The following is a 23,354-nucleotide window of genomic DNA, read 5'->3' as shown; positions in this document are numbered from 1 at the left end:
GCTCAGGTCTCGCAGACCGTGCCGTCCTTCGGTGCCTTGCCGTCAAGGAGGTAGGCGTTCACCGTGTCGTCCACGCAGCCGCTGCCGCTGCCGTACGCCCCGTGGCCCTCGCCCTTCCAGGTCAGCTCGACGCCGACGCCCTTGCCCAGCTCGTCCGCCATCTTGCGGGCGCCTTCGTAGGGCGTCGCCGGGTCCCCGGTGTTGCCGACCACCAGGATCGGCGCCGCGTCGGGGGCGCTGACGTCGGGGGAGTCGTGCAGCCCGGCCACCGGCCAGGAATGGCACCAGCCCGCCGTGTCCCAGCCCATGAACTCGCCGAAGACCGGCGATATCTCGCGGAACTCACCGAGCTGCTGCTTCGCCTGCGCGGGCGTCGTCCGCGCCTTGGCGTCACGGCAGGAGATCGAGCGCTGCGAGTGGCTCTGCGTGCTGTAACGGCCCGACGGATCCCGTTCGTTGTAGGCGTCGGCCAGCTGGAGCAGCGCCGATCCGTCGCCCTTCTCCGCCTGCTCCAGGCCACGGGTCAGGGCGGGCCAGCTCTGCTTGCTGTACAGGGTGACCGTGATGCCGGTGAGCGCCAGGGACTGGGTGAGCTTCCGGTCGCCCGAGCCGGGCAGCGGCTTCGCGTCGAGACGCTTCAGAAGGCGCACTATCTTCTGCGAGCCCGCCTTCGGGTCCTGGCCCGAGGACTTCAGGTAGTTCTCCAGGGCGCGCTGGAAGCCCCGCGCCTGGTTCTTGGCGTGGCCCACCGAGTCCGCGCTCGGGTCGACGACGGCGTCCAGGGTGAGGCGTCCCACCTTCTTGGGGAACAAGTGGGCGTACGTGCCGCCCAGTTCGGTGCCGTACGAGATGCCCATGTAGTGCAGCTTCTCGTCGCCGAGCACCTGGCGCATCACGTTCATGTCCTGGGCGGCCTCGACCGTCGAGACATGGCCGAGGAGCTTGCCCGCGTCGCGCGCGCAGCCCGCGCCGAAGTCGGCCGCGTCCTTGAAGTACGCCGCTTCCTCGGCCGGGGTGTCCGGGGTGAGGTCGACGGACTCCGAGGCCTGTGTCTCCTTGTCGCTGCGACAGCGCACGCCCTCGCTGCCCGCGACCCCGCGCGGGTCGAAGCTCACCAGGTCGTACCGCTCGCGCAGCGTGTCGTACCTGTCGGCGAACGACGGCAGCATGGAGACGCCGGAGCCGCCGGGACCGCCGAAGTTGAACAGGAGCGAGCCGATGCGCTCGCCCTTGCCGGTGGACCTGGCGCGGATCAGGGCGACGTCGATCGTCTCGCCGTCCGGCTTCGCGTAGTCCAAGGGGACCTTGAGGGTCGAGCACTGCCATTCGGAGCCGGGCGCGGGGTCGCTGCCGGTCGCCTCGCAGCCGCCCCAGTCGAGCTTCTGGGTGGTGAGCGAGGCGGGCAGCGTCGAGGAGGGGTCGGGCTTCGGCGACTGCTCGGGGCCGGTCGGCGCGGGCCGCGCGTCGTCCCTGTCCCCTTCCCCGTCGGAGCCGCCGCAGCCGACGGCGAGCCCCGCGACCAGGACCCCTGCTGCGGCAAGGGCCGCTGACCGTATGAAACGCGGCATCGAGCGCTTCCCCCCTCGTCAAGACAGTCCAGCCATAGTAGGCACGGCCACTGACAAGGAGCTCGGGGGCCCGTGTGGCCCCGCTGTCCTCACGAGCAGACCGTGCCCTCCTTGGGCACCGTGCCGTCGAGCAGATAGCCGTTCACCGCGCCACGCACGCACTTGTTCTTGCTGTCGTACGCCCCGTGCCCCTGGCCCTTGTACGTCAGCTCGACCCCGACGCCCTTGCCCAGCGCCTGCGCCATCTTCTTGGCACCCTCGTACGGCGTGGCCGGGTCGCCCGTGTTGCCGATGACGACGATGGGCGCCGCGTCCGGCGCGCTGACGTCCGGGTGCTCGGCGGCGCCGTCCACCGCCCAGTCGGTGCAGCCGACCATGCCCCACGCCAGATAGTCGCCGAACAGCGGCGACGCCTCACGGAAGCCGGGGAGCTTCTTCTCGACGTACTCCGGCGTGTAGCGCGCCTTGTCGTCCGCGCAGTTGATGGAGATGTTGGCGGCCTGGATGTTGCTGTACGTACCGTCTTCGTTGCGGCCGTTCATGGAGTCCGAGAGCGTCATCAGGATCCTGCCGTCGCCGTCGTACGCCTGGTCCAGGCCCTCGGTGAGGTACGGCCAGAAGTCCTTGGAGTACAGCGACTGCGCGATGCCGTTCGTGGCGGCGGTCTGCGTCAGCTTGCGCGGGGGCAGCGCGGGCAGCGGCTTGGAGTCCAGGTCCTCGAGCAGCCCCGCGATCTTGTCCTTGACGTCCTGTTCGGTGTCGCCGACGGGGCAGTCGTCGACCTTCGACGTGCAGTCCTTGGCGTAGTTGTCGAGCGCGAGCTGGAAGCCCTCGGCCTGGCCGAGCGAGCCCTGTTCCGCCGTCTCGGTGGGGTCGACGACCGCGTCGAAGACGGCCCGGCCCACCTTCCTGGGGAACAAGTGCGCGTAGACGCCGCCGAGTTCGGTGCCGTACGAGATGCCGAAGTAGTGCAGCTTGTCGTCGCCGAGCACCTGGCGCATCAGGTCCATGTCGCGGGCCGCGTCGGTGGTGCGCACGTGGGGGAGCACCTCGCCGGAGTTCTCCTCGCAGGCTCCGTTGAAGCTCTTCACGTTGTCGACGAGCTTCTTCCGCTCGGCGTCGTCGTCGGGTGTGGAGTCCTCCTGGAAGTACGCGTCGAGCTGTTCGTCGTCCTCGCATTCCACGCCCGCGCTGCGGCCGACGCCCCGGGGGTCGAAGCTCACCAGGTCGTAGCGGGTGCGCAGCTTGGCGTAGTCCTCTCCGAAGGCGGGCAGCGTGGTGACGCCCGAGCCGCCGGGGCCGCCGAAGTTGAAGACGAGCGAGCCGATCCGCCGGTCCTTCTCGCCGCTCGCCGCGGCGCGGATCAGGGCGATGTCGAGGGTGTCCCCCTTGGGCTTGTCCCAGTCGAGAGGGGCCTTCATGGTGGCGCACTGCCACTCGGCGCCGCCGGGCAGCGGGGACGGGGCCTCACCGCCGCCCTCGGAGGCGGCGGGCGCGGGGCAGTCCTTCCAGCTCAGCTCCTGGGCCGACAGGTCGGTGTCCTTGGAGGCCTCGGAGTCCTTGGAGCCGTCACCGCCGCAGGCCGCGAGGGTCGCAGACAGCAGGACGACGGTGGCGGCGGCACGCGCCTTGAGGTTGGGCATGCTCCCCATCCTGCGGGGGGCGCAGACGGGGCGCACGGCTGCTTCGGCCTTCCGTGGACCGGCGTCCTTCTCCTAGGAGAAGGCCCTTCCTCCTCCTAGAGAAGGCCCTTCCTCCTAGAGAAGGCCCTTCCTCGTCAGGTGGTTGAAGAACAGCCACCCCGGAAGCACCGGCAGCCACAGCGTGAGCAGCCGGTACAGAAGCACCGCGGGTGCCGCCACGTCCTTGGGCACGCCCACCGCGACCAGTCCGAGGGTGAGCGTCGCCTCGACCGCCCCGATGCCGCCGGGGGTGGGCGCCGCCGAGCCGAGGGCGTTGCCCGCGAGGAAGACCACGGCCACGCTGGCCAGGGTCAGCGGCTTCATCTCCGTGGTGCTGAAGGCCCGTACGGAGGCGTCGAGGCAGAGCACGAACAACAGGGTCAGGAGCAGCATGCCGCCGATGCCGGTGAGCAGCTTCTGCGGGCGCTGCAGTACGTCGAGCATGCGCGGCACGACGCCCGCGAACAGCGAGCGCACGCGCGTGACCACGAACTTCCGCAGGAACGGGATCGCGGTCACCACGAGCACGAGCACGGCGACCGAGAGCAGACCGGCGATGACGGTGCGGGACGGCGACAGGGACGGCGTCTTCTCCGTGCCCGTCACATAACCGAAGATCATCAGCAGCATGATGTGCGAGCCCAGCCCGAACAGCTGCGAGGCGCCGACGCTCGCCACCGCGAGGCCGGAGCGCACCCCGGAGCGCTGCAGGAAGCGCGTGTTGAGCGCGACACCGCCCACCGCGGCGGGCGCCACGATCTTCACGAACGAACCGGCGACCTGCGCCTGCACCGCCCGCAGGAACGGCACACGCTCCGGCACGAAGCCGAGCAGGCTCATCGCCGCAGCGAAGTAGCTCAGCGCCGAGCACGCCACGGCCACCAGGACCCAGCCCCACTCGGCCTCGCCGATGATCGTGTTGAAGTCGACGTGGGTGAGCTGCGAGAGCAGGAAGTACGCGCCGATGGCACCGGCGATGAAGCTGATCAGCGTGCGCGGCCTGATCCGCTCCAGCTGGGCGGGCTCGACGGGCGCCTGCGGACGGATGAGCAGCACCTGGTGGCGGATCTGGGTGAGCAGGTCCTCCTCCCGGGCCTGGTCGAGCGCCACGTCTATGGCCTGCTTCTCGGCCTGCTTCTCCGCGCGCACGGTCTTGCGGTCGGGGCCCTTGGTGCCGTCGACCGTCTCCGCCGCTTCCGCCGCCGCGGTCGCGTCCGCCTCTGCCGCGCGGGCCAGCTTGTCCTTGCGGGACGCATCGAGAACCGCCTCGCGCTCGCGCTGCGACCGCTCCCTGGCGAGCTTGCGCAGGGTGCCGCGGGTGGAGCGGGTCAGGGCGATGGGCTGGAGCAGCGGCAGACAGTCGGCGACCGAGTCGGGGCCGAGTACGTCCACCGCGGTCGCGACCGCGCGCTCGGCGCCCACGCGCAGGCCGAAGGCGGTCAGGAGCTGGGCGATGTCCATCCGCAGGACCAGGTCGCCCGCGGCGATCTCGCCGCCCCGCAGATCGGTCAGGATCACCGTGCCGGAACGATCCACCAAAATCGCGTCGCCGGCGAGCCTGCGGTGGGCGATCCGCCGCGACTGGAGCGCCTGCACCTGCCGCCAGGTGTCGCACAGCAGCTCATCGGTGATGACGTCGTCCGGCAGGGAGTCCAGGGTGCGGCCGCCCGTGTGCTCGTAGACGAGGATCACCGCGTCGGGGCCGAGCTCGGAGGTGGCGATCAGCTTGGGGGCGTTGGCCCCGGCCGCGATCGCCGCGTACGCGAGGAGTGCCTCCTGCTCCAGGGCCTGGCGCAGCGATTGCAGGCTGCGGCGCTGGGTGATGCCGCGCAGCGTGAGCCTGCGCCACACGCGGTAGAAGAAGCCCTGCGCCTGTTGCTCGCGGTCGATGACCGTGACGTCCAGGGGCGGGCCGTCCTCAAGCGTGACGAAGTAGCGGCGGCCCCGGTCGTGCTCGCTGTCGGTGGACTCCTCGCGGGCCGCGCTCACGGGGTGGAAGCCGACGTGCCGCAGACCGGCGAGGAGCGTCTGGCCGGTGGGCCGGACGTTCGGCGAGCCGACTGCGTAGAGCGTTCCGTAGGCCACGCTCCAGCCGAGCAGGACCGTGAGGATGATCGAGAACGGCGTCGTGTAGCCGGTGACGAGCATGGTGAAGGCGTCGAGCAGCAGCACCACCCACAGCACCACGCGCCAGCGTGGTCTTCGGGACATCCCGACGGCGGTCATGTACGCGATGACGGGCGCGAGATAGCCGTGCACCGGGTCGGTGAGCGCGTGCAGATCGCCTGGCGAGGGCCGGGTCAGCACCTCCTGGATGGAGTCCGGTGCGGCCTTGGCGACCCAGAGGTCGGTGGCGAGCGTCACGCCGTGCGCGAGGACGGCCGCGAGGACGCCGTCGGCGATGCGCAGTCCGTCCCGCTTGACCAGGCGTTCGATGGCGAACGCGACGGGGACGAGCAGGACGCCGATGCTCGCGGTGAGGCCCGCGAACTTGATCAGGAGGTCGGGCGCCTGGTCGGTGCCCTTGTCGATGTCCTGGGCGAGACCTGATGTCGTGCCGTGTGCGAACGCGGCGATGGCGAGGACGATGACGATCCCGAGGATGCCGACGAGCAGCCGCATCAGGTCCGAGGGACGGTGCACGCGCGCGGCGAGCAGCGGTTCGTCACCGGCGACGCGGTCGGTGTGGGCTCCCTCGTCGTCGGCGCAGTCGTCCCGGACGAGGGAGGCGCCGGTGTCCTGCTCGGCTCCGGGCCGACCGTCCTCGTCCTTGCCGGACTTCTCGAACTTCTCGTGCTTCTTCAGGGAGTGCCCACCGGTGTCCGGGTGCGCCTCGGCCGCAGGGGTGCCCGCCGACTCATCGGGGTGCACATCCTGCTGCTCCGTCGCCTCTTCTTGATCTCGTATCACCAGTCACCGCCCGCACGATGGTGGCATGCCGCACCGACAGAGGGGGGCATCAGGGTGCAATGCGGGGGCGCAAAGTGTTCACCGAGCTCCAGTTTGTCTCGTACCGCACACTCTGTCGCGGGCCCGTCACTGTGTCGGTGGGGTACGGCAGGATGGTGCGGATGAGCGAGGAGAGCGGAGCTGACACCCCACCGGAGCAAGGTCTCTCTGCGTACCCGGAGTACGCCGAGCGGGTCTTCGAGGTCGCGGAGCTGATCCCTCCGGGTCGGGTGATGACGTACGGGGACGTCGCGGAGTGGCTGGAGGAGGGCGGACCCCGGCAGGTCGGCCGGGTGATGGCCCTCTACGGGGACGCGGTTCCGTGGTGGCGCGTGGTGCGCGCGGACGGCCGGCTGCTGCCGGGCCACGAGCTGCGGGCGCTCGGCCACTACCGCGCGGAGGGCACGCCGCTGCGCGAGGCGGGCCGTGCGTCCGAGGGCCATGTGCCGCGCCTCGACATGCGTCGGGCGCGCTGGGACGGCGCTCATCCGGGTGAGGGCGAAGGCGGTGATCCGCGCGGGGGCGGCGGTGCGGGTTCGCGCGGCGGTGACGGCGCGGCTTCGCGCGGGGGCGGCGGCGCGGCTTCGCGTCGGGGCGGCGGCGCGGGTTCGCGCGGGGGCGGCGACGCGGGTTCGCGTCGGGGCGGTGGCGACGCGGTGCGTGGCGACGCGGTGCGTGGCGGCGCGATGGGAAGCGGCGGTGCCGCTCGTCCGCAGGCTCCTCGTCCGCAGGCTCCGGGGGCTCACACCTGACAGCTTCGGCCATCCCGCGGCGTCGCGGGGGGCCGGTGGCCCGTACGGGGGAAGCCACACGTCCCGCACGCCCGCTGGCGTAGCGTCGACAGCACGCATTTCTCTCACCCCGCTCTCTCACCCCGCAGCCATCGCGCAGCCGTTTTTCACCACGTACACCCACCAGGACCGGCGACCCACGTGAGCTCCACTTCTTCCGCCCGGCACACCCGGCACCCGTCGCACCGCCAGGTGCGACAGGGGGCCCAGGGCGCCTATCGACTGGTGCGTACACCGCCGGTCCACGTGGACCCCCCTCGTCTTGACGCACGGCAGCGTGCGGTGGTTGACCACCCCGGAGGGCCGCTGCTCGTCCTGGCGGGACCCGGCACGGGCAAGACGACGACCCTCGTGGAGTCCGTCGCCGCGCGGATCGCGAAGGGCACGGAGCCGGAGCGGGTCCTTGTCCTCACCTTCAGCCGCAAGGCCGCGGTGGAGCTGCGCGACCGCATGGCGCTGCGCATAGGAGCGGCCAACGCACCGCAGGCGACGACCTTCCACTCCTTCTGTTACGCCCTCATCCGCGCCCACCAGGACGCGGACCTGTTCGTCGAGCCGCTCCGGCTCCTCTCGGGTCCCGAGCAGGACGTGGCTGTACGGGAGCTCCTCGCGGGCCAGATCGACCTGGCGGGCGAGGGGCGCTCCCACGTCCGCTGGCCGGACGAGCTGCGCGCCTGCCTGACGACGCGGGGCTTCGCCGACGAAGTGCGCGCGGTCCTCGCCCGCAGCCGTGAGCTGGGCCTCGGCCCCGACGCCCTGGACGCCTTCGCCCGCCGCGCGGGGCGCCCGGACTGGGGCGCGGCGGCGGCGTTCCTCGCGGAGTACCTGGACGTGCTCGACATGCAGGGAGTGCTCGACTACGCGGAACTCGTGCACCGCGCGGTGCTGCTCGCGCGGCGCCCCGAGGTCGCGCGGGCGCTCGGCGCGCAGTACGACGCGGTGTTCGTGGACGAGTATCAGGACACGGATCCCGCGCAGGTGAGGCTGTTGCACGCACTGGCCGGGGGCGGACGCTCCCTCGTCGCGTTCGGCGACCCGGACCAGTCGATCTACACCTTCCGGGGCGCCGACGTGAACGGCATCCTGGAGTTCCCCGACGACTTCCCGCGCACGGACGGCACAGCGGCGCCGGTGGAGGTCCTGACGACGTCCCGCAGATCGGGATCCGGCCTCCTGGCGGCCACGCGCCTGCTGACCCGGCGCATGCCGCTGACCAGGCTGCCCGCGGAGAAGGTGCGGGCCCACCGGGACCTGACGGCGGTCAGGGACGGCGGCCGCGTCGAGGCGTACACGTACCCGACGTCCGGCGCCGAGCTCGACAACATCGCGGACATCCTGCGCCGCGCGCATCTGGAGGACGGGGTCCCCTGGGGCGAGATGGCGGTCCTGGTCCGCGCGGGGGCCCACACGATCCCGGCGGTCCGCCGCAGCCTCACCGCGGCGGGCGTGCCCCTGGACATCGACGGCGACGACATCGCCCTGCGCCACGAGCCGGCGGTCACGCCGCTGCTCACTGCGCTGCGGGCGGTGGCCATGGGGGTGGTCGATCAGCCGTCGCCTGCTGGAGGAGCTGGAGGAGCTGGAGGAGCTGGAGGGGCTGGAGGGGCCGGAGGGGCCGGAGGAGCTGGAGGGGAGGCGGAGCTGGGGGCTGAGGCTGATCCTGGCCTCGATGCCGATGCCGATGCCGATGCCGATGCCGGTGCCGATGTCGGTGCCGGTGCTGATGCCGATGTCGATCCTGGTGCCGGTGCTGATCCCGGTGTTGGGGCTGAACCCGGTGCTGATCCCGGGGCTGGTCCCGGTCCTGAGGCCGATGCCGCCCCCGAACCTCCGGCCGCCTCCTCCACCTGGCTCGACACCGAGACCGCCCTGACCCTCCTCACCTCACCCCTGGCCGGCATGGACGCCGCCGACCTCCGTCGCCTCGGCCGGGCCCTGCGTGCGGAGGAGCGTGCCGCGGGGAACCATCTTCCGCCGCCCTCCGACGAGCTCCTTGCCCGCGCGCTCGCCGAGCCGGAGCGGCTCGTCGCGCACGATCCCGCGTACGCGCGTGGTGCCCAGCGGCTCGGTGCGCTGCTCCGCAAGGCCCGTGAGCGGCTCGCGGGCGGCGGCACCGCCGAGGAGGCGCTCTGGGAGCTGTGGGACGGCACACCGTGGCCGCGCCGCCTTGAGCGGACCGCACGCCGCGGCGGCGCCGCCGGGCGCAACGCGGACCGGGATCTCGACGCGGTCTGCGCCCTGTTCGCGTACGCCTCCCGCGCTGAGGAGCGCACCGGCGGGCGCGGCGCCCTCAACTTCCTTGAGGAGACCGAGGCGCAGGACATCGCCGCGGACACCCTCACGCGCAGGGCGGTACGCCCCGAAGCCGTACGCCTGATGACGGCGCACCGTTCCAAGGGCCGCGAGTGGCGGCTCGTGGTGGTCGCGGGCGTCCAGGAAGGCCTCTGGCCCGACCTGCGCCGCCGCGGCTCCCTCCTGGAGGCCGACCGCATCGGAAGCGACGGCCTCGCCGAGCCCCTCACCCCCGGAGCGCTCCTCTCCGAAGAGCGCCGGTTGTTCTACGTGGCCGCCACGCGCGCGCGTGAACGCCTCGTCGTCACCGCAGTCAAGGCGCCCGCGGACGACGGAGACCAGCCCTCCCGCTTCCTCACCGAACTCGGCGTCGAGCCCAAGGACATAACGGGCCGCCCGCGCCGCCCCCTGTCCGTCGCCGCGCTCGTCGCCGAGCTGCGCTCCACCACCGTCGACCCCCGCGTCTCGGAGCCCCTGCGCGAGGCGGCGGCCCACCGCCTCGCCCGGCTCGCCGCGCTGAGCGACGCCGACGGGCGCCCCCTTGTGCCCTCGGCGCACCCGTACCGCTGGTGGGGCATGTACGAGCCGACGGCGAGCGAAGTCCCCCTGCGGGACCGGGACAAGCCCGTCGTCCTCTCCGGAAGCGCCCTGGACCAGCTCGCCAACACCTGTTCCCTCCAGTGGTTCCTGGGCCGCGAGGTGAAGGCGGACGCCCCCGCGACCGCCGCCCAGGGCTTCGGCAACGTGGTGCACGTCCTGGCCGACGAGGTCGCGTCCGGCACGACACCCGCCGACCTCGCCGTCCTCATGGAGCGCCTCGACTCCGTCTGGGACGCGCTGGCCTTCGACGCGCCCTGGAAGTCGGAGCAGGAGAAGGGGCACGCGCGCGTGGCGCTCGAACGCTTCCTCCAGTGGCACGTGACGGACCGCGCGAGCCGCACCCCCGTCAGCACCGAGCACGACTTCGACGTGACCCTCGAAGCGGGGCCCTACGAAGTCCGCGTACGCGGCTCCATGGACCGCGTCGAGCAGGACGCGCAAGGCCGTGCCTACGTAGTCGACTTCAAGACCGGCAAACAGACCCCCACCGCCGCCGAAGTGGCCCGCCACCCGCAGCTCGCCGTCTATCAACTCGCCCTCCGCGAGGGCGCGGTCGACGACGCCTTCGAAGGCGTGCGTCCGGAGGCGGGCGGCGCGGAACTGGTGCAGCTGCGCCAGGGCGCCGCCAAGAAGGACGGCGGCGAGACCCTCCCCAAGGTGCAGGCCCAGGAGCCGCTCTCCGGGGAGTGGGTGGGCGACCTGCTCGCCACCGCGGCGGGCAAGGTCCTCGACGAACGCTTCTCTCCCACCACGGGCCAGCACTGCACGCACTGCGCCTTCCGCGCCTCGTGCAGCGCGCGGCCGGAGGGCCGGCAGGTCGTGGAGTGAGCTCCCCGGGGCCCTTCAGTGGCCAACGTCACCTCTCGCCGCTCGCGCTCATAGCAGCCGCACAGGGCATCTACAGTCGCCGCAAAGCTCAACGTCTTTTGAGGAGAAACACACATGGCAGCCAACCGGAAGCTCCTGGCCGCGGCAGTCGCCTGTGCCGCCGCGTTCGTCGGCATCACGGGCTGCTCCAGCGAGGACAAGGACCCCTTCGAGGGGATGAGCGCCGACAAGATCGCCAAGAAGGCGGCCGACGCGTCCAAGGACGCGGGCTCCTTCAAGGTGACCGGCGAGGGCAAGCAGGGCACCGAGACGGTCAAGGTCGACTTCTCGGTCGCCAAGTCCGGTGACTGCAAGGGCAAGGTGGGCGGCGGCACGGATGGCACCGCCGAGCTGCTCGTGGCCGACAAGACCCAGTACATCAAGGGTGACGAGGCGTACTGGAAGAAGGCCATGGGCGGCAGCGGCAAGGCGTCGACCCTCAAGGACAAGTGGGTCAAGGCGCCGAGCGGCGGGAACGGCGGCGTCTGCGACCCGGAGGCGATGTTCCAGTCGAAGGAGCTCAAGAAGCTCGAGCGCGAGAAGGACTCCGAGGTCGACGGCAAGAAGGCGGCCGTCCTCACGAAGGACGACTCGGGCAAGAAGACCACCTTCTACGTCGCCGCCGAGGGCAAGCCGTACTTCCTGAAGATCGTCACCTCGGGCAAGGAAGACGCGGGCACGATGTACTTCAACGACTACGGCAAGCCCGTCGCCGTCAAGGCACCGGCACCGGGTGACGTCATGGACATGGAAGAGCTCATGAAGCCCTGACGTCCGAAAGCCCTGACGTCATGAGTGACGGCGGCCACTGACAGCCGGAGATGCCCCGATTGTCAGTGGCCGCCGCTAGCCTCTCTGACGTGCCACCTCGTATCACCGACCCCGAGCAGCTCAAAGAGCTCCTCGGCATCCCGTTCACCCCGGAGCAGACGGCCTGCATCACCGCGCCGCCCGCCCCGCAGGTGATCGTGGCCGGAGCCGGGTCGGGCAAGACGACGGTGATGGCGGCCCGCGTGGTCTGGCTGGTCGGCACGGGGCAGGTCGCTCCCGAGCAGGTCCTCGGCCTCACGTTCACGAACAAGGCGGCGGGCGAACTCGCCGAGCGGGTGCGCCAGGCGCTCGTCAAGGCCGGGGTCACCGACCCCGAGGCGCTCGACCCGGACAACCCCCCGGGCGAGCCGGTCATCTCCACGTACCACGCCTTCGCGGGCCGCCTCCTGACCGACCACGGTCTGCGCATAGGGCTCGAACCCACCGCCCGTCTCCTCGCCGACGCCACCCGCTTCCAGCTCGCCGCGCGCGTGCTGCGCGAGGCGCCGGGACCGTATCCCGCGCTGACCCGTTCCTTCCCCGACCTCGTCAGCGACCTCCTCGCACTCGACAGCGAGCTCGCGGAGCATCTCGTACGGCCCGACAGGCTCCGCGCGTACGACACCGAGCTGCTGCGCACCCTGGAGGGCGCCAAGCTCTCCAACGCCGACCTGCGCAAGGTGCCGGAGACGGCGGAGGCACGGCTCGAACTGGCCGAGCTGGTGGGCCGCTACAGGGACGCGAAGCGCGCCCGCGACCTCCTCGACTTCGGCGACCAGATCGCCCTCTCCGCGACGCTGGCCGACGCCCGCGCGGAGGTCGGCGAGATCCTGCGCGAGGAGTTCCGGGTCGTCCTGCTCGACGAGTATCAGGACACCTCGGTGGCCCAGCGCATCCTCCTGGCAGGCCTCTTCGGAGGCGGCACGGGCCACCCGGTGACGGCGGTCGGCGACCCCTGCCAGGCGATCTACGGCTGGCGCGGCGCCTCCGTGGCGAACCTCGACGACTTCCCCGAGCACTTCGCGTACGCCGACGGACGCCCCGCGGCCCGCCACGCGCTCAGCGAGAACCGCCGCAGCGGCGGCCGCCTCCTGGACCTGGCGAACGGCCTCGCGGAGCCGCTGCGCGCGATGCACGCGGGCGTCCAGGCCCTGCGGCCCGCGCCCGGCGCCGAGCGCGACGGCATGGTGCGCTGCGCCCTGCTGCGCACGCACGCCGAGGAGATCGACTGGATCGCGGACTCCATCGCGCACCTCGTGAACACCGGCAAGGCCCCGGGCGAGATCGCGGTCCTGTGCCGCACGGCGACGGACTTCGCGCAGATCCAGGGAGCGCTGGTCGCCCGCGACGTCCCCGTGGAGGTCGTCGGCCTCTCCGGGCTTCTGCACCTCCCGGAGGTCGCCGACCTGGTCGCCGTCTGCGAGGTGCTCCAGGACCCGGGCGCGAACGCCTCCCTGGTGCGCCTGCTGACCGGCCCGCGCTGGCGCATCGGCCCGCGCGACCTCGCCCTCCTGGGCCGCCGCGCACGCCTCCTCGTACGCCATGGGCACGCGGCCCCCGACGACCCGGACCGGCGGCTCGCCGAAGCGGTCGAGGGGGTCGATCCCGCCGAGGTGATATCGCTCGCGGACGCGCTCGACACGTTCCTGGAGACGCCCCTGGACGACGACACGGAGGACGACGGGCTGCCCTTCTCGCCGGAGGCGAGGGTGCGGTTCGCACGTCTCGCCGCCGAACTGCGCGATCTGCGCCGCTCCCTGGCCGACCCGCTGATGGACGTGCTGCACCGGGTGCTCGCCGTCACGGGCCTCGAAGTCGAACTCTCCGCGTCACCGCACGCCCTGGCGGCCCGCCGCCGCGAGACCCTCTCGAACTTCCTGGACGTCGCCGCCTCCTTCGCCGCGAACGACAGCGGGGCGAGCCTGCTGGCCTTCCTCGCCTTCCTGCGGACGGCCGCGCAGTACGAGAAGGGCCTGGACAACGCCCTGCCCGGCGGCGAGAACACGGTCAAGGTGCTCACCGCCCACAAGTCCAAGGGCCTGGAGTGGGACGTCGTGGCCGTCCCCGGCCTGGTCACCGGGACGTTCCCGAGCACCCAGGGCCGTGAGAAGTGGACGGCCCAGGGCAAGGTCGTCCCGCACGCGCTGCGCGGGGACGCGGCGACCCTGCCCGACATCGAGGCGTGGGACTCCCGGTCCATGAAGGCGTTCCACGAAGACATGAAGGAGCACCAGCGCACCGAGGAGCTCCGCCTCGGCTACGTGACCTTCACCCGCCCCCGCTCGCTGCTCCTGGGCTCGGGCCACTGGTGGGGCCCTTCGCAGAAGAAGCCGCGCGGTCCCTCGGACTTCCTTCAGGCGCTGTACGACCACTGCGCGGTGGGTCACGGGGAGATCGAGGCCTGGGCGGACGAACCGGAGGAGGGCGAGGAGAACCCCGCGCTGGTGGAGGGCGCCGCCGAGCACGCGTGGCCGCTCCCGCTGGACGACATGTCCCTGGCCCGGCGCAGGGCCGCCGCGCAGACAGTCCTCACGCATCTGGACCGCCTGACGGGGGAGGGGGCGTCGGACGACGCCCGCTCGCACGAAGAGGCCCACCCGTCGGCGTACGACGACGTGCCTCCGGCCGAGGACCCGGACTGGCCGCCCCCTCCGGAGGACGAGGAAGCGCCCTACGAAGAAGCCGGGCTGCCCGAAGCCGACCCCGAGGACTGGGACTCCTGGACATCGGCCCGCCCGGCGATCCCGCACCAGTCGGCAGCTCCGCCCACCGAGCCCGACGCCCGCCCGCACCCCGCCGACGCCGCTGCCGAGCCCGCCCCGGAGCCGGTGGCCGTCCCTGAGGAGCCCCGCCTCACTCCGGAGGAGACCCGCACCCTCGCCTCCTGGGACCGCGACCTGGACGCTCTCACCGGCGAACTCCTGCGCGCCCGCGAGGCGATCAGGGACATCCCCGTCCCCGCCTCCCTCACCGCGTCCGAAGTGCTGCACCTGGCCGCCGACCCGGAGGGCTTCGCGCAGGAGCTCGCGCGCCCCATGCCGCGCCCGCCGCAGCCCGCGGCCCGCCGCGGCACCCGGTTCCACGCCTGGGTGGAGACCCGCTTCGAGGAGCTGCGCCTCCCGCTGCTCGCCCCCGACGACCTGCCGGGCGGCGGCCCCGGCGAGGCCGAGATCGCCGACGAACGCGATCTGGAAGCGCTCAAGGAAGCCTTCGAGCGCACCGAGTACGCCCACCGCACCCCCCACCGCGTCGAGGTGCCCTTCCAGCTGACCCTCGCGGGCCGCGTGGTCCGCGGCCGGATCGACGCGGTGTACAAGGAAGTCGACGGAGACGACGTGACGTACGAGATCGTCGACTGGAAGACCAGCCGCACCCGCACCGCCGACCCCTTGCAGCTCGCCGTCTACCGCCTGGCCTGGGCCGAGCTGCACGGGGTGCCGCCGGAGTCCGTGAAGGCGGCGTTCCTTTACGTGCGCAGTGGCGAGACCTCCCGCCCGGCGCGCCTGCCGGGCCGGGCCGAGCTGGAGCGGATCCTGCTGGAAGAACCGGGCGGGCAGCCGGGTGACGAACCACCGGACGAACCGGCTCCCGGGGGCGGCTAGGCTCGTGACCATGAGCCAGTCCGTTGACAGTGACGTCAGTGGCGTCAGCGCCGTTCGTACGTACATCCAGACCCACCGTGCCGCCTTCCTCGACGATCTCGCCGAGTGGCTGCGCATCCCGTCCGTGTCGGCACAGCCCGACCACGCTCAGGACGTGCGGCGCAGCGCGGACTGGCTCGCGGCCCAGCTCAAGGAGACCGGGTTCCCGACCGTCGAGGTCTGGCCGACGCCAGGAGCGCCCGCCGTCTTCGCCGAGTGGCCCTCGGGCGACCCCCAGGCCCCCACGGTGCTCGTCTACGGCCACCACGACGTGCAGCCCGCCGCCCGCGAGGACGGCTGGCACACCGACCCCTTCGAGCCCGTCGTCCAGGGAAACCGCCTCTACGCGCGCGGGGCGGCCGACGACAAGGGCCAGGTGTTCTTCCACACACTCGGCGTCCGCGCCCATCTCGCCGCCACCGGCCGCACCGCCCCCGCCGTGAACCTGAAGCTCCTGATCGAGGGCGAGGAGGAGTCGGGCTCGCCGCACTTCCGCGCGCTGATCGAGGAGCGCAAGGAGCGCATCGCCGCCGACGCGGTGATCGTCTCGGACACCGGCATGTGGGCGGAGGACACCCCCACGGTCTGCACCGGTATGCGGGGCCTCGCCGACTGCGAGATCGAGCTGCGCGGCCCCGACCAGGACATCCACTCGGGATCCTTCGGCGGCGCCGTCCCGAACCCGGCGACCGCGGCCGCCCGGCTCGTCGCCGCGCTCCACGACGAGCACGCGCGCGTGGCCGTCCCCGGGTTCTACGAAGGCATCGTCGAACTCACCGACCGCGAACGCGAACTCTTCGCCGAGCTGCCCTTCGACGAGGAGCGCTGGCTGCGCACGGCCAAGTCGCACGCGACCCACGGAGAAGCGGGCCACACCACCCTGGAGCGCATCTGGGCCCGCCCGACCGCCGAGGTCAACGGCATCGGCGGCGGGTACCAAGGAGCGGGCGGCAAGACGATCGTCCCGTCGTCCGCCCTCCTGAAGCTGTCCTTCCGGCTCGTCGCGGGCCAGGACCCGGACCGCATCGAAGAAGCCGTACGCACCTGGGTCGCCGACCAGCTGCCGGACGGAATCAGCCACACGATCACCTTCGGCGCCGCCACGCGCCCCTGCCTGACGCCGCTCGACCACCCTGCCCTGCAGTCCGTCGTACGGGCGATGGGCCAGGCCTTCGAGCAGCCGATCCGCTTCACCCGAGAGGGCGGTTCGGGACCGGCCGCCGATCTCCAGGACGTACTGACCGCCCCCGTGCTCTTCCTGGGCATCTCCGTGCCGTCCGACGGCTGGCACGCGCCGAACGAGAAGGTCGAACTCGATCTGCTCCTCAAGGGAGTCGAGACGACGGCCTACCTGTGGGGCGATCTCGCCGATCACTGGCGCGATGCACACTGAAAACCGCCCTGCTGAACCACCCATTCCATCGGGGGAGTTGGAAGCACCTGTGACCACCTGGACCGACCGCACCGCTGACCGTCCCGTCTCGCTCACCGCACCGAGCGGCATCGATCGCGCAGCCCACCACCGCCTCGACGAGGCCTGGCTCGCCGCCGCATGGAGCCACCCCACGACACGGGTCTTCGTCGTCTCCGGCGGCCAGGTACTCATCGACGAGACACCGGACGGCAGCACCGAACTGGTGATGACCCCGTCCTTCGAGGCGCCCCTCACCGAGGCCCACCGCTACTTCCTGGGCACGGACGACGACGGCGTCAGCTACTTCGCGCTCCAGAAGGACTCCCTGCCGGGCCGCATGGACCAGCAGGCGCGCCCCGCGGGCCTGCGCGAGGCGGGGCTTCTCCTGTCGCCCCGCGACGCGGGCCTGATGGTGCACGCCGTCGCCCTGGAGAACTGGCAGCGCCTGCACCGCTTCTGCTCGCGCTGCGGCGAGCGCACCGTCATCGCTGCGGCAGGCCACATCCGCCGCTGCCAGGCGTGCGGCGCCGAGCACTACCCGCGTACGGACCCGGCCGTGATCATGCTGGTGACGGACGACCAGGACCGCGCGCTCCTGGGCCGTCAGGTGCACTGGCCCGAGGGCCGCTTCTCGACGCTCGCGGGCTTCGTGGAGCCGGGCGAGTCCATCGAGACGTCGGTGCGGCGCGAGGTCTGGGAGGAGGCCGGTGTCATGGTCGGCGACGTCGAGTACGTCGCGAGCCAGCCCTGGCCGTTCCCCTCCAGCCTGATGCTGGGCTTCATGGCCGACGCCACGTCGTCGGAGATCAACGTGGACGGCGAGGAGATCTCCGAGGCCCGCTGGTTCTCCCGGGAAGACCTGCGGGCCGCATTCGAGTCCGGGGAGGTCCTGCCTCCCTACGGGATCTCGATTGCGGCCCGACTGATCGAGCTCTGGTACGGAAAGCCCCTGCCGAAGCCGGGCACCGTCGGCTAGGGCCCACCGGGCCCTGCCGCTCAGGCGGCCAGCTTCTGCTTCACCTGGGCCAGCGAGGGGTTCGTCAGCGTCGAGCCGTCCGGGAAGAGAACGGTGGGAACCGTCTGGTTTCCGCCGTTCGCCTTCTCGACGAAGGTCGCGGAATCCGGGTCGTGCTCAATGTTGATCTCGTTGTACGTGATGCCCTCGCGGTCCATCTGGCCCTTGAGCCGGCGGCAGTAGCCGCACCACGTGGTGCTGTACATCGTCACAGTGCCCGGCATGTGTCTCGCGCTCCTTTGTTGCTCGGCATGCGTCATCGCAAAGACTCGAACGTACGCGACCCGGCCACCATTCCCGCATTAGTACGACTGCACCGGCCTCCCTGTGGACAACCGGGCTCACGCGCCTCCGGCGACCTGGCAGCATGGCGGGGTGACAGCAGCAACGCACTCCACCCTCTTCCCGCAGGTCCCGGACTCTGCCGACGCGGTGCTCGCCGGGCTCGACCCCGAGCAGCGCGAGGTGGCCACCGCCCTGCACGGGCCGGTGTGTGTCCTGGCAGGCGCCGGGACGGGCAAGACACGGGCGATCACGCACCGGATCGCCTATGGCGTGCGCGCCGGGATCCTCCAGCCCGCCAGCGTGCTCGCCGTCACGTTCACCAACCGCGCGGCGGGCGAGATGCGCGGCCGCCTGCGCCAGCTCGGCGCCTCCGGGGTCCAGGCGCGCACGTTCCACTCCGCGGCCCTGCGCCAGCTCCAGTTCTTCTGGCCCAAGGCGGTCGGCGGCTCGCTGCCCCGGATCGTCGACCGGAAGATCAAGATCGTCGCGGACGCGGCGGCCGCATCCCGCATCCGCCTCGACCGCAACGAACTGCGCGACGTGACGAGCGAGATCGAGTGGTCCAAGGTCACCCAGACCGTCCCCTCGGACTATGCGGCGGCCGCCGCGAAGTCGGGCCGCCTCATCCCCCGTGACGCGGCGGAGATCGCCCAGATCTACGGCGCGTACGAAGACCTGAAGCGCGAGCGCTCCGTCATCGACTTCGAGGACGTCCTGCTCCTGGCCGTCGGCATCCTCCAGGACCGCCACGACATCGCCGACCAGGTCCGCGCCCAGTACCAACACTTCGTGGTCGACGAGTATCAGGACGTCAGCCCGCTCCAGCAGCGCCTCCTGGAGCTGTGGCTCGGCGACCGCGACAGCCTCTGCGTCGTCGGCGACGCCAGCCAGACGATCTACTCCTTCACCGGCGCGACCCCCGACCACCTCCTGAACTTCCGCACCCGCCACCCCGGAGCGACGGTCGTCAAGCTCGTCCGGGACTACCGCTCCACGCCCCAGGTCGTCCACCTCGCCAACGGCCTGCTCTCCCAGGCCCGGGGCCGCGCCGCGGACCACCGCCTCGAACTGATCTCCCAGCGCGACGCCGGAGCCGAACCGGTCTACACGGAGTACGCGGACGAGCCCGCCGAGGCCGAAGGCGCCGCCCGCCGCATCCGGGCCCTCATCGCCGACGGCGTCCCGGCGAGCGAGATCGCGGTCCTCTTCCGCACGAACTCCCAGTCCGAGATCTACGAGCAGGCACTCGCCGACGCCGGCGTGCCCTATCAGCTGCGTGGCGCCGAGCGGTTCTTCGAGCGCACCGAGGTCCGCGAGGCGGGCGCGGCCCTGCGCGGCGCGGCCCGCTTCGGGGGCAACGACTCCCTCCTTGACGACGTCATCGACCTGCCCTCGCAGGTGCGGGCCGTCCTGTCCACGAAGGGCTGGACGACGCAGCCCCCGGCGGGCTCAGGAGCGGCCCGCGACCGCTGGGAGTCCCTGGCGGCCCTCGTGCGCCTCGCCGAGGACTTCGCCGGGGCCAAGCCCGACGCGACGCTCTCCGACCTCGTGGGGGAGCTCGACGAGCGCGCGAGCGCCCAGCACGCGCCGACCGTCGAGGGCGTCACCCTCGCCTCGCTGCACGCGGCCAAGGGCCTGGAGTGGGACGCCGTGTTCCTGGTCGGCCTCGCCGAGGGCATGATGCCGATCACGTACGCCAAGACGGACGAGCAGATCGAAGAGGAGCGCCGCCTCCTGTACGTGGGCGTGACCCGGGCCCGCCTCCACCTCTCCCTCTCCTGGGCGCTGTCCCGCTCACCGGGCGGTCGCGCGGGTCGCCGCCCCAGCCGCTTCCTCGACGGGCTGCGCCCCGGCTCGGGGGCGGGTGCGGGAGCGCGCGCCGCGGGCGGCGGGCCCGGCGGGGTCGAGCGCGGCAGTGGGGGCGTGGAGAGCGGCGGTGCGAAGAGCCGCCGGCGGACGAGCAGGTCCCCGGCCCGCTGCCGGGTCTGCGGGCGGACCCTGACCGACGCGGGCGAGATGAAGCTCATGCGGTGCGAGGACTGCCCGTCCGACATGGACGAGGGGCTGTACGAACGCCTGCGGGAGTGGCGTTCGGGCCAGGCTGAGCTCCTCGGACAGCCCGCCTACTGCGTGTTCACGGACAAGACCTTGATCGCCATCGCGGAGGTCGCACCCGACGAGGAGGGCGAACTGGCCCGGATCCCCGGAGTCGGCGTGCGCAAGCTCAACCGCTTCGGATCTGATGTCCTCGCCATTTGTGCAGGTGGGGACCCTGTAAGGGGCGCCGATGGCAACTGATTCAAACTCGTCGAAAAAATAGTTTGCGCAGGCGCAAGGAAGACCCATAGGTTCTTAAGCACGGGAACGGCGGCTTCTCCGAAGCCCTCGCCCCGTGCTGTACTTAATAGCCCGCAGGATCGGTTCCGGCCGATCCCATAGACGCCGAGAGGAGGCGATTCCAGTGATCAGCATCAACGAGAGCTTCATCAGCACCGCGAAAATGACCGATCGCTCGGTCGTCGCTTCCTGCCTGCTCGGCTTCTCGAACCTGGGCACCGGTCTGTCCGGTGGCATCGCTGCCGCCGCCATCCGTCCGGAGTCCTCTGTCCTGCCTCTGTCCCTCCCGCGTCTCAACGTTCTTCCGATGCGTGAGGTCAATGAAGGCAGCGAGCGAGCGACCAAGGCACCGGAAGCAGTAGTGACGGCACAGGCGCAGGCCTATGCCTTTGCCGCAGCCGGTGCCGGATCGAAGAAGAAGACGCAGCACCAGACGACGCAGCAGCACCACACGATGTGGGCCTTCCGTGGGCTCGAACCCTGGAGTGATCCAGTCTGATCCTCGATCAGACCGGCGCCTTCAGGGCCGCGGAACCCCACCCGGGATCCGCGGCCCTTCTGTTTTCCCAAAAACGGGATGACGGAGCGAAGGGGCCGAGCAAGACCCGGTACCAGCCGCCAACCGGCCGACCCAGGCCGGCACGACCAGACGAGGAAAACACCACCGTGCAACTCGAAGCGCACGCCCCGTCCGTACCGCCTTCAGAGACTCTCCCCCCGCCCGCTCCCACGGAGGACCCGACCTTGACTCCCCTGACCGCGCTCACCGCGCTCGACGACGCCATCGAGAACCTCGGCGTACCCGTCCCCTGCCGTGCCTACGACCCGGAGGTCTTCTTCGCCGAGTCGCCGGCGGACGTCGAGTACGCCAAGTCCCTCTGCCGTACCTGCCCGCTGATGGAGGCCTGCCTGGCCGGCGCCAAGGAGCGGCGTGAGCCGTGGGGCGTCTGGGGCGGCGAGCTCTTCGTCCAGGGTGTGGTCGTTGCCCGCAAGCGGCCGCGTGGCCGTCCGCGCAAGAACCCGGTAGCGGCATGACCATCACCGGAACGATCGATCGCCCCCTGACGCACGACCCCAAGAAGCAGGCCCCCATGAAGGCAGCCACCGCTGAGCCCGCAGGCTCCGCAATCCCGGACTTCACCACCACCGGCGCGAACGGATCGCGTCAGAACAGGACCCGCGAGATGCAACTCATCCCAGAAGCCATGGCTCGTGCGCATATGCACGAACGCATGCGTGAGGCCGAGGCCGGGCGCCCGGCCGCCCGTCTGATGGCGGCTCGCCGGATGCAGCGCCGCGCCGAGCGCGCGTCGCTGCGCGCCAGGCGCGCGCTCGCCATCGCCGTCATGCAGTGACGAGGCGACACGCCGACTGAGCACCACCACGATGCCCGCGGGGGCCGGTCCGAACGGACCGGCCCCCGCGGTGCGTTGTGCCGGGCGAACCTCCGGAAGCGGCGATAGGGTCGCCGGGTGGACCAGCAGACTCCTGAGCCCGCGGGCGCCGAGAATCTCGTGTGTTCCGGCTGCGGCACGGTCGCCGAAGGCACGCCGCCCACCTGGATTTGCTCCGTGGAGAACGGCGAGCGCCGCTACTTCTGTGACACCTGCGCCCGCGAGAATCTCCGGGCCATCGAGGGGCGGCTCGACTCCGCCTGGTGGTGAGGGCGAGCCGCGGCGTCAGGCCCCGGCCGCGGGATCGTCCGCCTCCAGCTCCTCGGACTCCAGCTCCTCGAGCCCCTCCTCCATGAAGCCCGGCAGCCACTCCTCGAGCTCGTCCCGCATCCGCACCGTCGCCCCGAGCTGACAGAGCACCCCGATCGTGCTCAACGTCACACGGTGTATCAGCAGATACGACGGCGGGAGGTTCAGCCGCTTGCCCAACTGATAGGCGGGGGAGCGTGGATCGGCCACCCGAGCCGCCTGGCCGCGCATCCAGCCCCGGGTGAAGGTGAACTCCTCCACCAGCATGGGTTCGATGATCGGCAGCAGATAGTCGAGGACCGCGTCCGGTTCGAGCTCGACGGACTCCTGGACGAAGTCCTCCTCGCGCAACATCTCGTAGACCGCGTCGGCCTCGCCGTCGAGCGTCATCCGCAGGGAGCGCCCGATGGTCGGGGGCAGCCCGCCGGGCAACCGGTCCACCGTGCCGAAGTCCAGGACCCCGAGCCGCCAGCCGTCCTTCTCGTCCGGCAGCAGACGGAAGTTGCCCGGATGCGGGTCGGCATGCAGCAGGCCGGTGCGTGCCGGACCCGAGAAGAGGAAACGGGCGAGGAGCTGTCCCGCCCGGTCCCGCTGTTCCTGCGTGCCGTCCGCGATCACGTCCGACAGCGGCACCCCGTCGATCCACTCGGTCACCAGAACCTGCTCGCACTGGTGCACCACATCGGGCACCACGACATCCGGGTCGTCCGCGAACTCCTCGGCGTGCGCGTGCTGCGCCTGGGCCTCCAGGCTGTAGTCGAGCTCCTCGGAGACCCGGTCGCGCAGCTCCGCGATGAGCGGCTTGATGTCCATCCCCGGGATCAGCGGCCCCAGGAGCCGGGCGAACCGGCTCAGTTGGTTCAGGTCGGAGAGCAGCGCCTCGCCCGCCCCCGGATACTGCACCTTGACCGCGACCTCGCGCCCGTCCTGCCACACCGCCCGGTGGACCTGTCCGATCGACGCGGCGGCGGCCGGCTTGTCCTCGAACTCCAGGAACAGCTCGCGCCAGTCCTCGCCGAGCCGTTCCGCGAGCACGGCGTGCACGGTGCGCGTCGGCATCGGCGGCGCCGCTTCCTGCAGCTTCGTCAGCGCGGCGCGATAGGGGCCCGCGACCTCCTCGGGCAGCGCCGACTCGAAGACCGACAGCGCCTGGCCGAACTTCATGGCCCCGCCCTTGAGCTCGCCGAGCACCTTGAACAGCTGCTCCGCCGTGCGCTGTTGCAGCTCACGGCCGACGATCTCCGCCGACTTGCCCCCGATCCGCTTGCCGAGACCCCAGGTCGCCCGCCCGGCGAAGCCGAGTGGCAGCGCGGCCAGCTTGGCGGTACGGGTTACCGCCTTCCGGGGAAGATCAGACATGCGCCCCTCCAAATCCCAGACAGCCGCGCCTTGTCAGGCGG

15 protein-coding genes and 1 pseudogene are annotated in these 23,354 nt (G+C 71.6%); 11 read left to right on the top strand and 5 right to left on the bottom strand.

All coding sequences use genetic code 11. The features are described from left to right. Window positions 1-2 precede the first annotated feature (2 nt). The 3 genes from M4V62_RS15740 to M4V62_RS15730 all read right to left on the bottom strand — a co-directional run bounded on the left by M4V62_RS15740 (window position 3) and on the right by M4V62_RS15730 (window position 6,160). A complete protein-coding gene (locus M4V62_RS15740; RefSeq protein ID WP_249587891.1) occupies window positions 3-1,568 on the bottom strand; it encodes an alpha/beta hydrolase in 1,566 nt (521 codons plus the stop codon). Between the two features lie 89 nt (window positions 1,569-1,657). After that, complete coding sequence (locus M4V62_RS15735; RefSeq protein WP_249587890.1) at window positions 1,658-3,211, bottom strand: alpha/beta hydrolase; 1,554 nt, start codon at window positions 3,209-3,211, stop codon at window positions 1,658-1,660. A gap of 114 nt (window positions 3,212-3,325) precedes the next feature. Next, entirely contained in the window at window positions 3,326-6,160 is a 2,835-nt protein-coding gene (locus M4V62_RS15730; RefSeq protein WP_249587889.1) for a lysylphosphatidylglycerol synthase transmembrane domain-containing protein, read from the bottom strand. Window positions 6,161-6,321: 161 nt separating this feature from the next. On the opposite strand from M4V62_RS15730, the pseudogene M4V62_RS15725 reads away from it, so the two are divergent. From M4V62_RS15725 to nudC, 6 genes and pseudogenes are all read left to right on the top strand, one after another. Continuing rightward, window positions 6,322-6,816: pseudogene (locus tag M4V62_RS15725) on the top strand (MGMT family protein); the annotation flags it as partial. Window positions 6,817-7,131: 315 nt separating this feature from the next. Further along, window positions 7,132-10,710, top strand: coding sequence for an ATP-dependent helicase (locus M4V62_RS15720; RefSeq protein WP_249587888.1), 3,579 nt, complete (start codon window positions 7,132-7,134; stop codon window positions 10,708-10,710). 114 nt (window positions 10,711-10,824) lie between these two features. Beyond that, window positions 10,825-11,520 carry a hypothetical protein gene (locus M4V62_RS15715; RefSeq protein WP_249587887.1) on the top strand — a complete coding sequence of 232 codons (696 nt, stop codon included), beginning with the start codon at window positions 10,825-10,827 and terminating at the stop codon, window positions 11,518-11,520. Between the two features lie 89 nt (window positions 11,521-11,609). Continuing rightward, the gene (locus M4V62_RS15710; protein ID WP_249587886.1) at window positions 11,610-15,161 is read left to right on the top strand and encodes an ATP-dependent DNA helicase; all 3,552 of its coding nucleotides are present in this window, start codon (window positions 11,610-11,612) and stop codon (window positions 15,159-15,161) included. A gap of 10 nt (window positions 15,162-15,171) precedes the next feature. Beyond that, window positions 15,172-16,593, top strand: coding sequence for a dipeptidase (locus tag M4V62_RS15705; protein WP_249587885.1), 1,422 nt, complete (start codon window positions 15,172-15,174; stop codon window positions 16,591-16,593). Between the two features lie 49 nt (window positions 16,594-16,642). Continuing rightward, a complete protein-coding gene (nudC, locus tag M4V62_RS15700; protein WP_249587884.1) occupies window positions 16,643-17,590 on the top strand; it encodes an NAD(+) diphosphatase in 948 nt (315 codons plus the stop codon). 20 nt (window positions 17,591-17,610) lie between these two features. On the opposite strand, the gene M4V62_RS15695 is transcribed toward nudC, so the two are convergent. Further along, window positions 17,611-17,853, bottom strand: coding sequence for a mycoredoxin (locus M4V62_RS15695; RefSeq protein ID WP_249587883.1), 243 nt, complete (start codon window positions 17,851-17,853; stop codon window positions 17,611-17,613). Window positions 17,854-18,004: 151 nt separating this feature from the next. On the opposite strand from M4V62_RS15695, the gene M4V62_RS15690 reads away from it, so the two are divergent. The 5 genes from M4V62_RS15690 (at window position 18,005) to M4V62_RS15670 (ending at window position 21,915) form a co-directional block, all read left to right on the top strand. Next, complete coding sequence (locus M4V62_RS15690; RefSeq protein WP_249587882.1) at window positions 18,005-20,212, top strand: ATP-dependent DNA helicase UvrD2; 2,208 nt, start codon at window positions 18,005-18,007, stop codon at window positions 20,210-20,212. 163 nt (window positions 20,213-20,375) lie between these two features. Next, a complete protein-coding gene (locus M4V62_RS15685) occupies window positions 20,376-20,750 on the top strand; it encodes a hypothetical protein (RefSeq protein WP_249587881.1) in 375 nt (124 codons plus the stop codon). A 167-nt stretch (window positions 20,751-20,917) separates the two neighbouring features. Then, entirely contained in the window at window positions 20,918-21,286 is a 369-nt protein-coding gene (locus tag M4V62_RS15680; protein ID WP_160507109.1) for a WhiB family transcriptional regulator, read from the top strand. Continuing rightward, window positions 21,283-21,606, top strand: coding sequence for a hypothetical protein (locus M4V62_RS15675; protein ID WP_249587880.1), 324 nt, complete (start codon window positions 21,283-21,285; stop codon window positions 21,604-21,606). Before M4V62_RS15680 ends, M4V62_RS15675 begins: the two co-directional genes overlap by 4 nt. A gap of 117 nt (window positions 21,607-21,723) precedes the next feature. After that, entirely contained in the window at window positions 21,724-21,915 is a 192-nt protein-coding gene (locus M4V62_RS15670) for a hypothetical protein (RefSeq protein WP_249587879.1), read from the top strand. A gap of 15 nt (window positions 21,916-21,930) precedes the next feature. Here M4V62_RS15670 and M4V62_RS15665 read toward each other — a convergent pair whose 3' ends face one another. Further along, window positions 21,931-23,313, bottom strand: a complete 1,383-nt coding sequence (locus M4V62_RS15665) for an ABC1 kinase family protein (protein WP_249587878.1) — start codon at window positions 23,311-23,313, stop codon at window positions 21,931-21,933. Between the last annotated feature and the right edge of the window lie 41 nt (window positions 23,314-23,354).

Origin of the sequence: Streptomyces durmitorensis (genome assembly GCF_023498005.1) — a bacterium.
Lineage (GTDB): Bacteria > Actinomycetota > Actinomycetes > Streptomycetales > Streptomycetaceae > Streptomyces > Streptomyces durmitorensis.
The sequence above is the reverse complement of the archived record's forward strand: the minus strand, read 5'-3'. Positions and strand labels throughout refer to the sequence as shown.

Excerpts from the sequence above, each read along its gene's own strand:
- M4V62_RS15740 (WP_249587891.1), bottom strand. The coding sequence starts at position 1,568 with ATGCCGCGTTTCATACGGTCAGCGGCCCTTGCCGCAGCAGGGGTCCTG.
- M4V62_RS15735 (WP_249587890.1), bottom strand. The coding sequence starts at position 3,211 with ATGCCCAACCTCAAGGCGCGTGCCGCCGCCACCGTCGTCCTGCTGTCT.
- M4V62_RS15715 (WP_249587887.1), top strand. The coding sequence starts at position 10,825 with ATGGCAGCCAACCGGAAGCTCCTGGCCGCGGCAGTCGCCTGTGCCGCC.
- M4V62_RS15705 (WP_249587885.1), top strand. The coding sequence starts at position 15,172 with ATGAGCCAGTCCGTTGACAGTGACGTCAGTGGCGTCAGCGCCGTTCGT.
- M4V62_RS15695 (WP_249587883.1), bottom strand. The coding sequence starts at position 17,853 with ATGCCGGGCACTGTGACGATGTACAGCACCACGTGGTGCGGCTACTGC.
- M4V62_RS15675 (WP_249587880.1), top strand. The coding sequence starts at position 21,283 with ATGACCATCACCGGAACGATCGATCGCCCCCTGACGCACGACCCCAAG.
- M4V62_RS15665 (WP_249587878.1), bottom strand. The coding sequence starts at position 23,313 with ATGTCTGATCTTCCCCGGAAGGCGGTAACCCGTACCGCCAAGCTGGCC.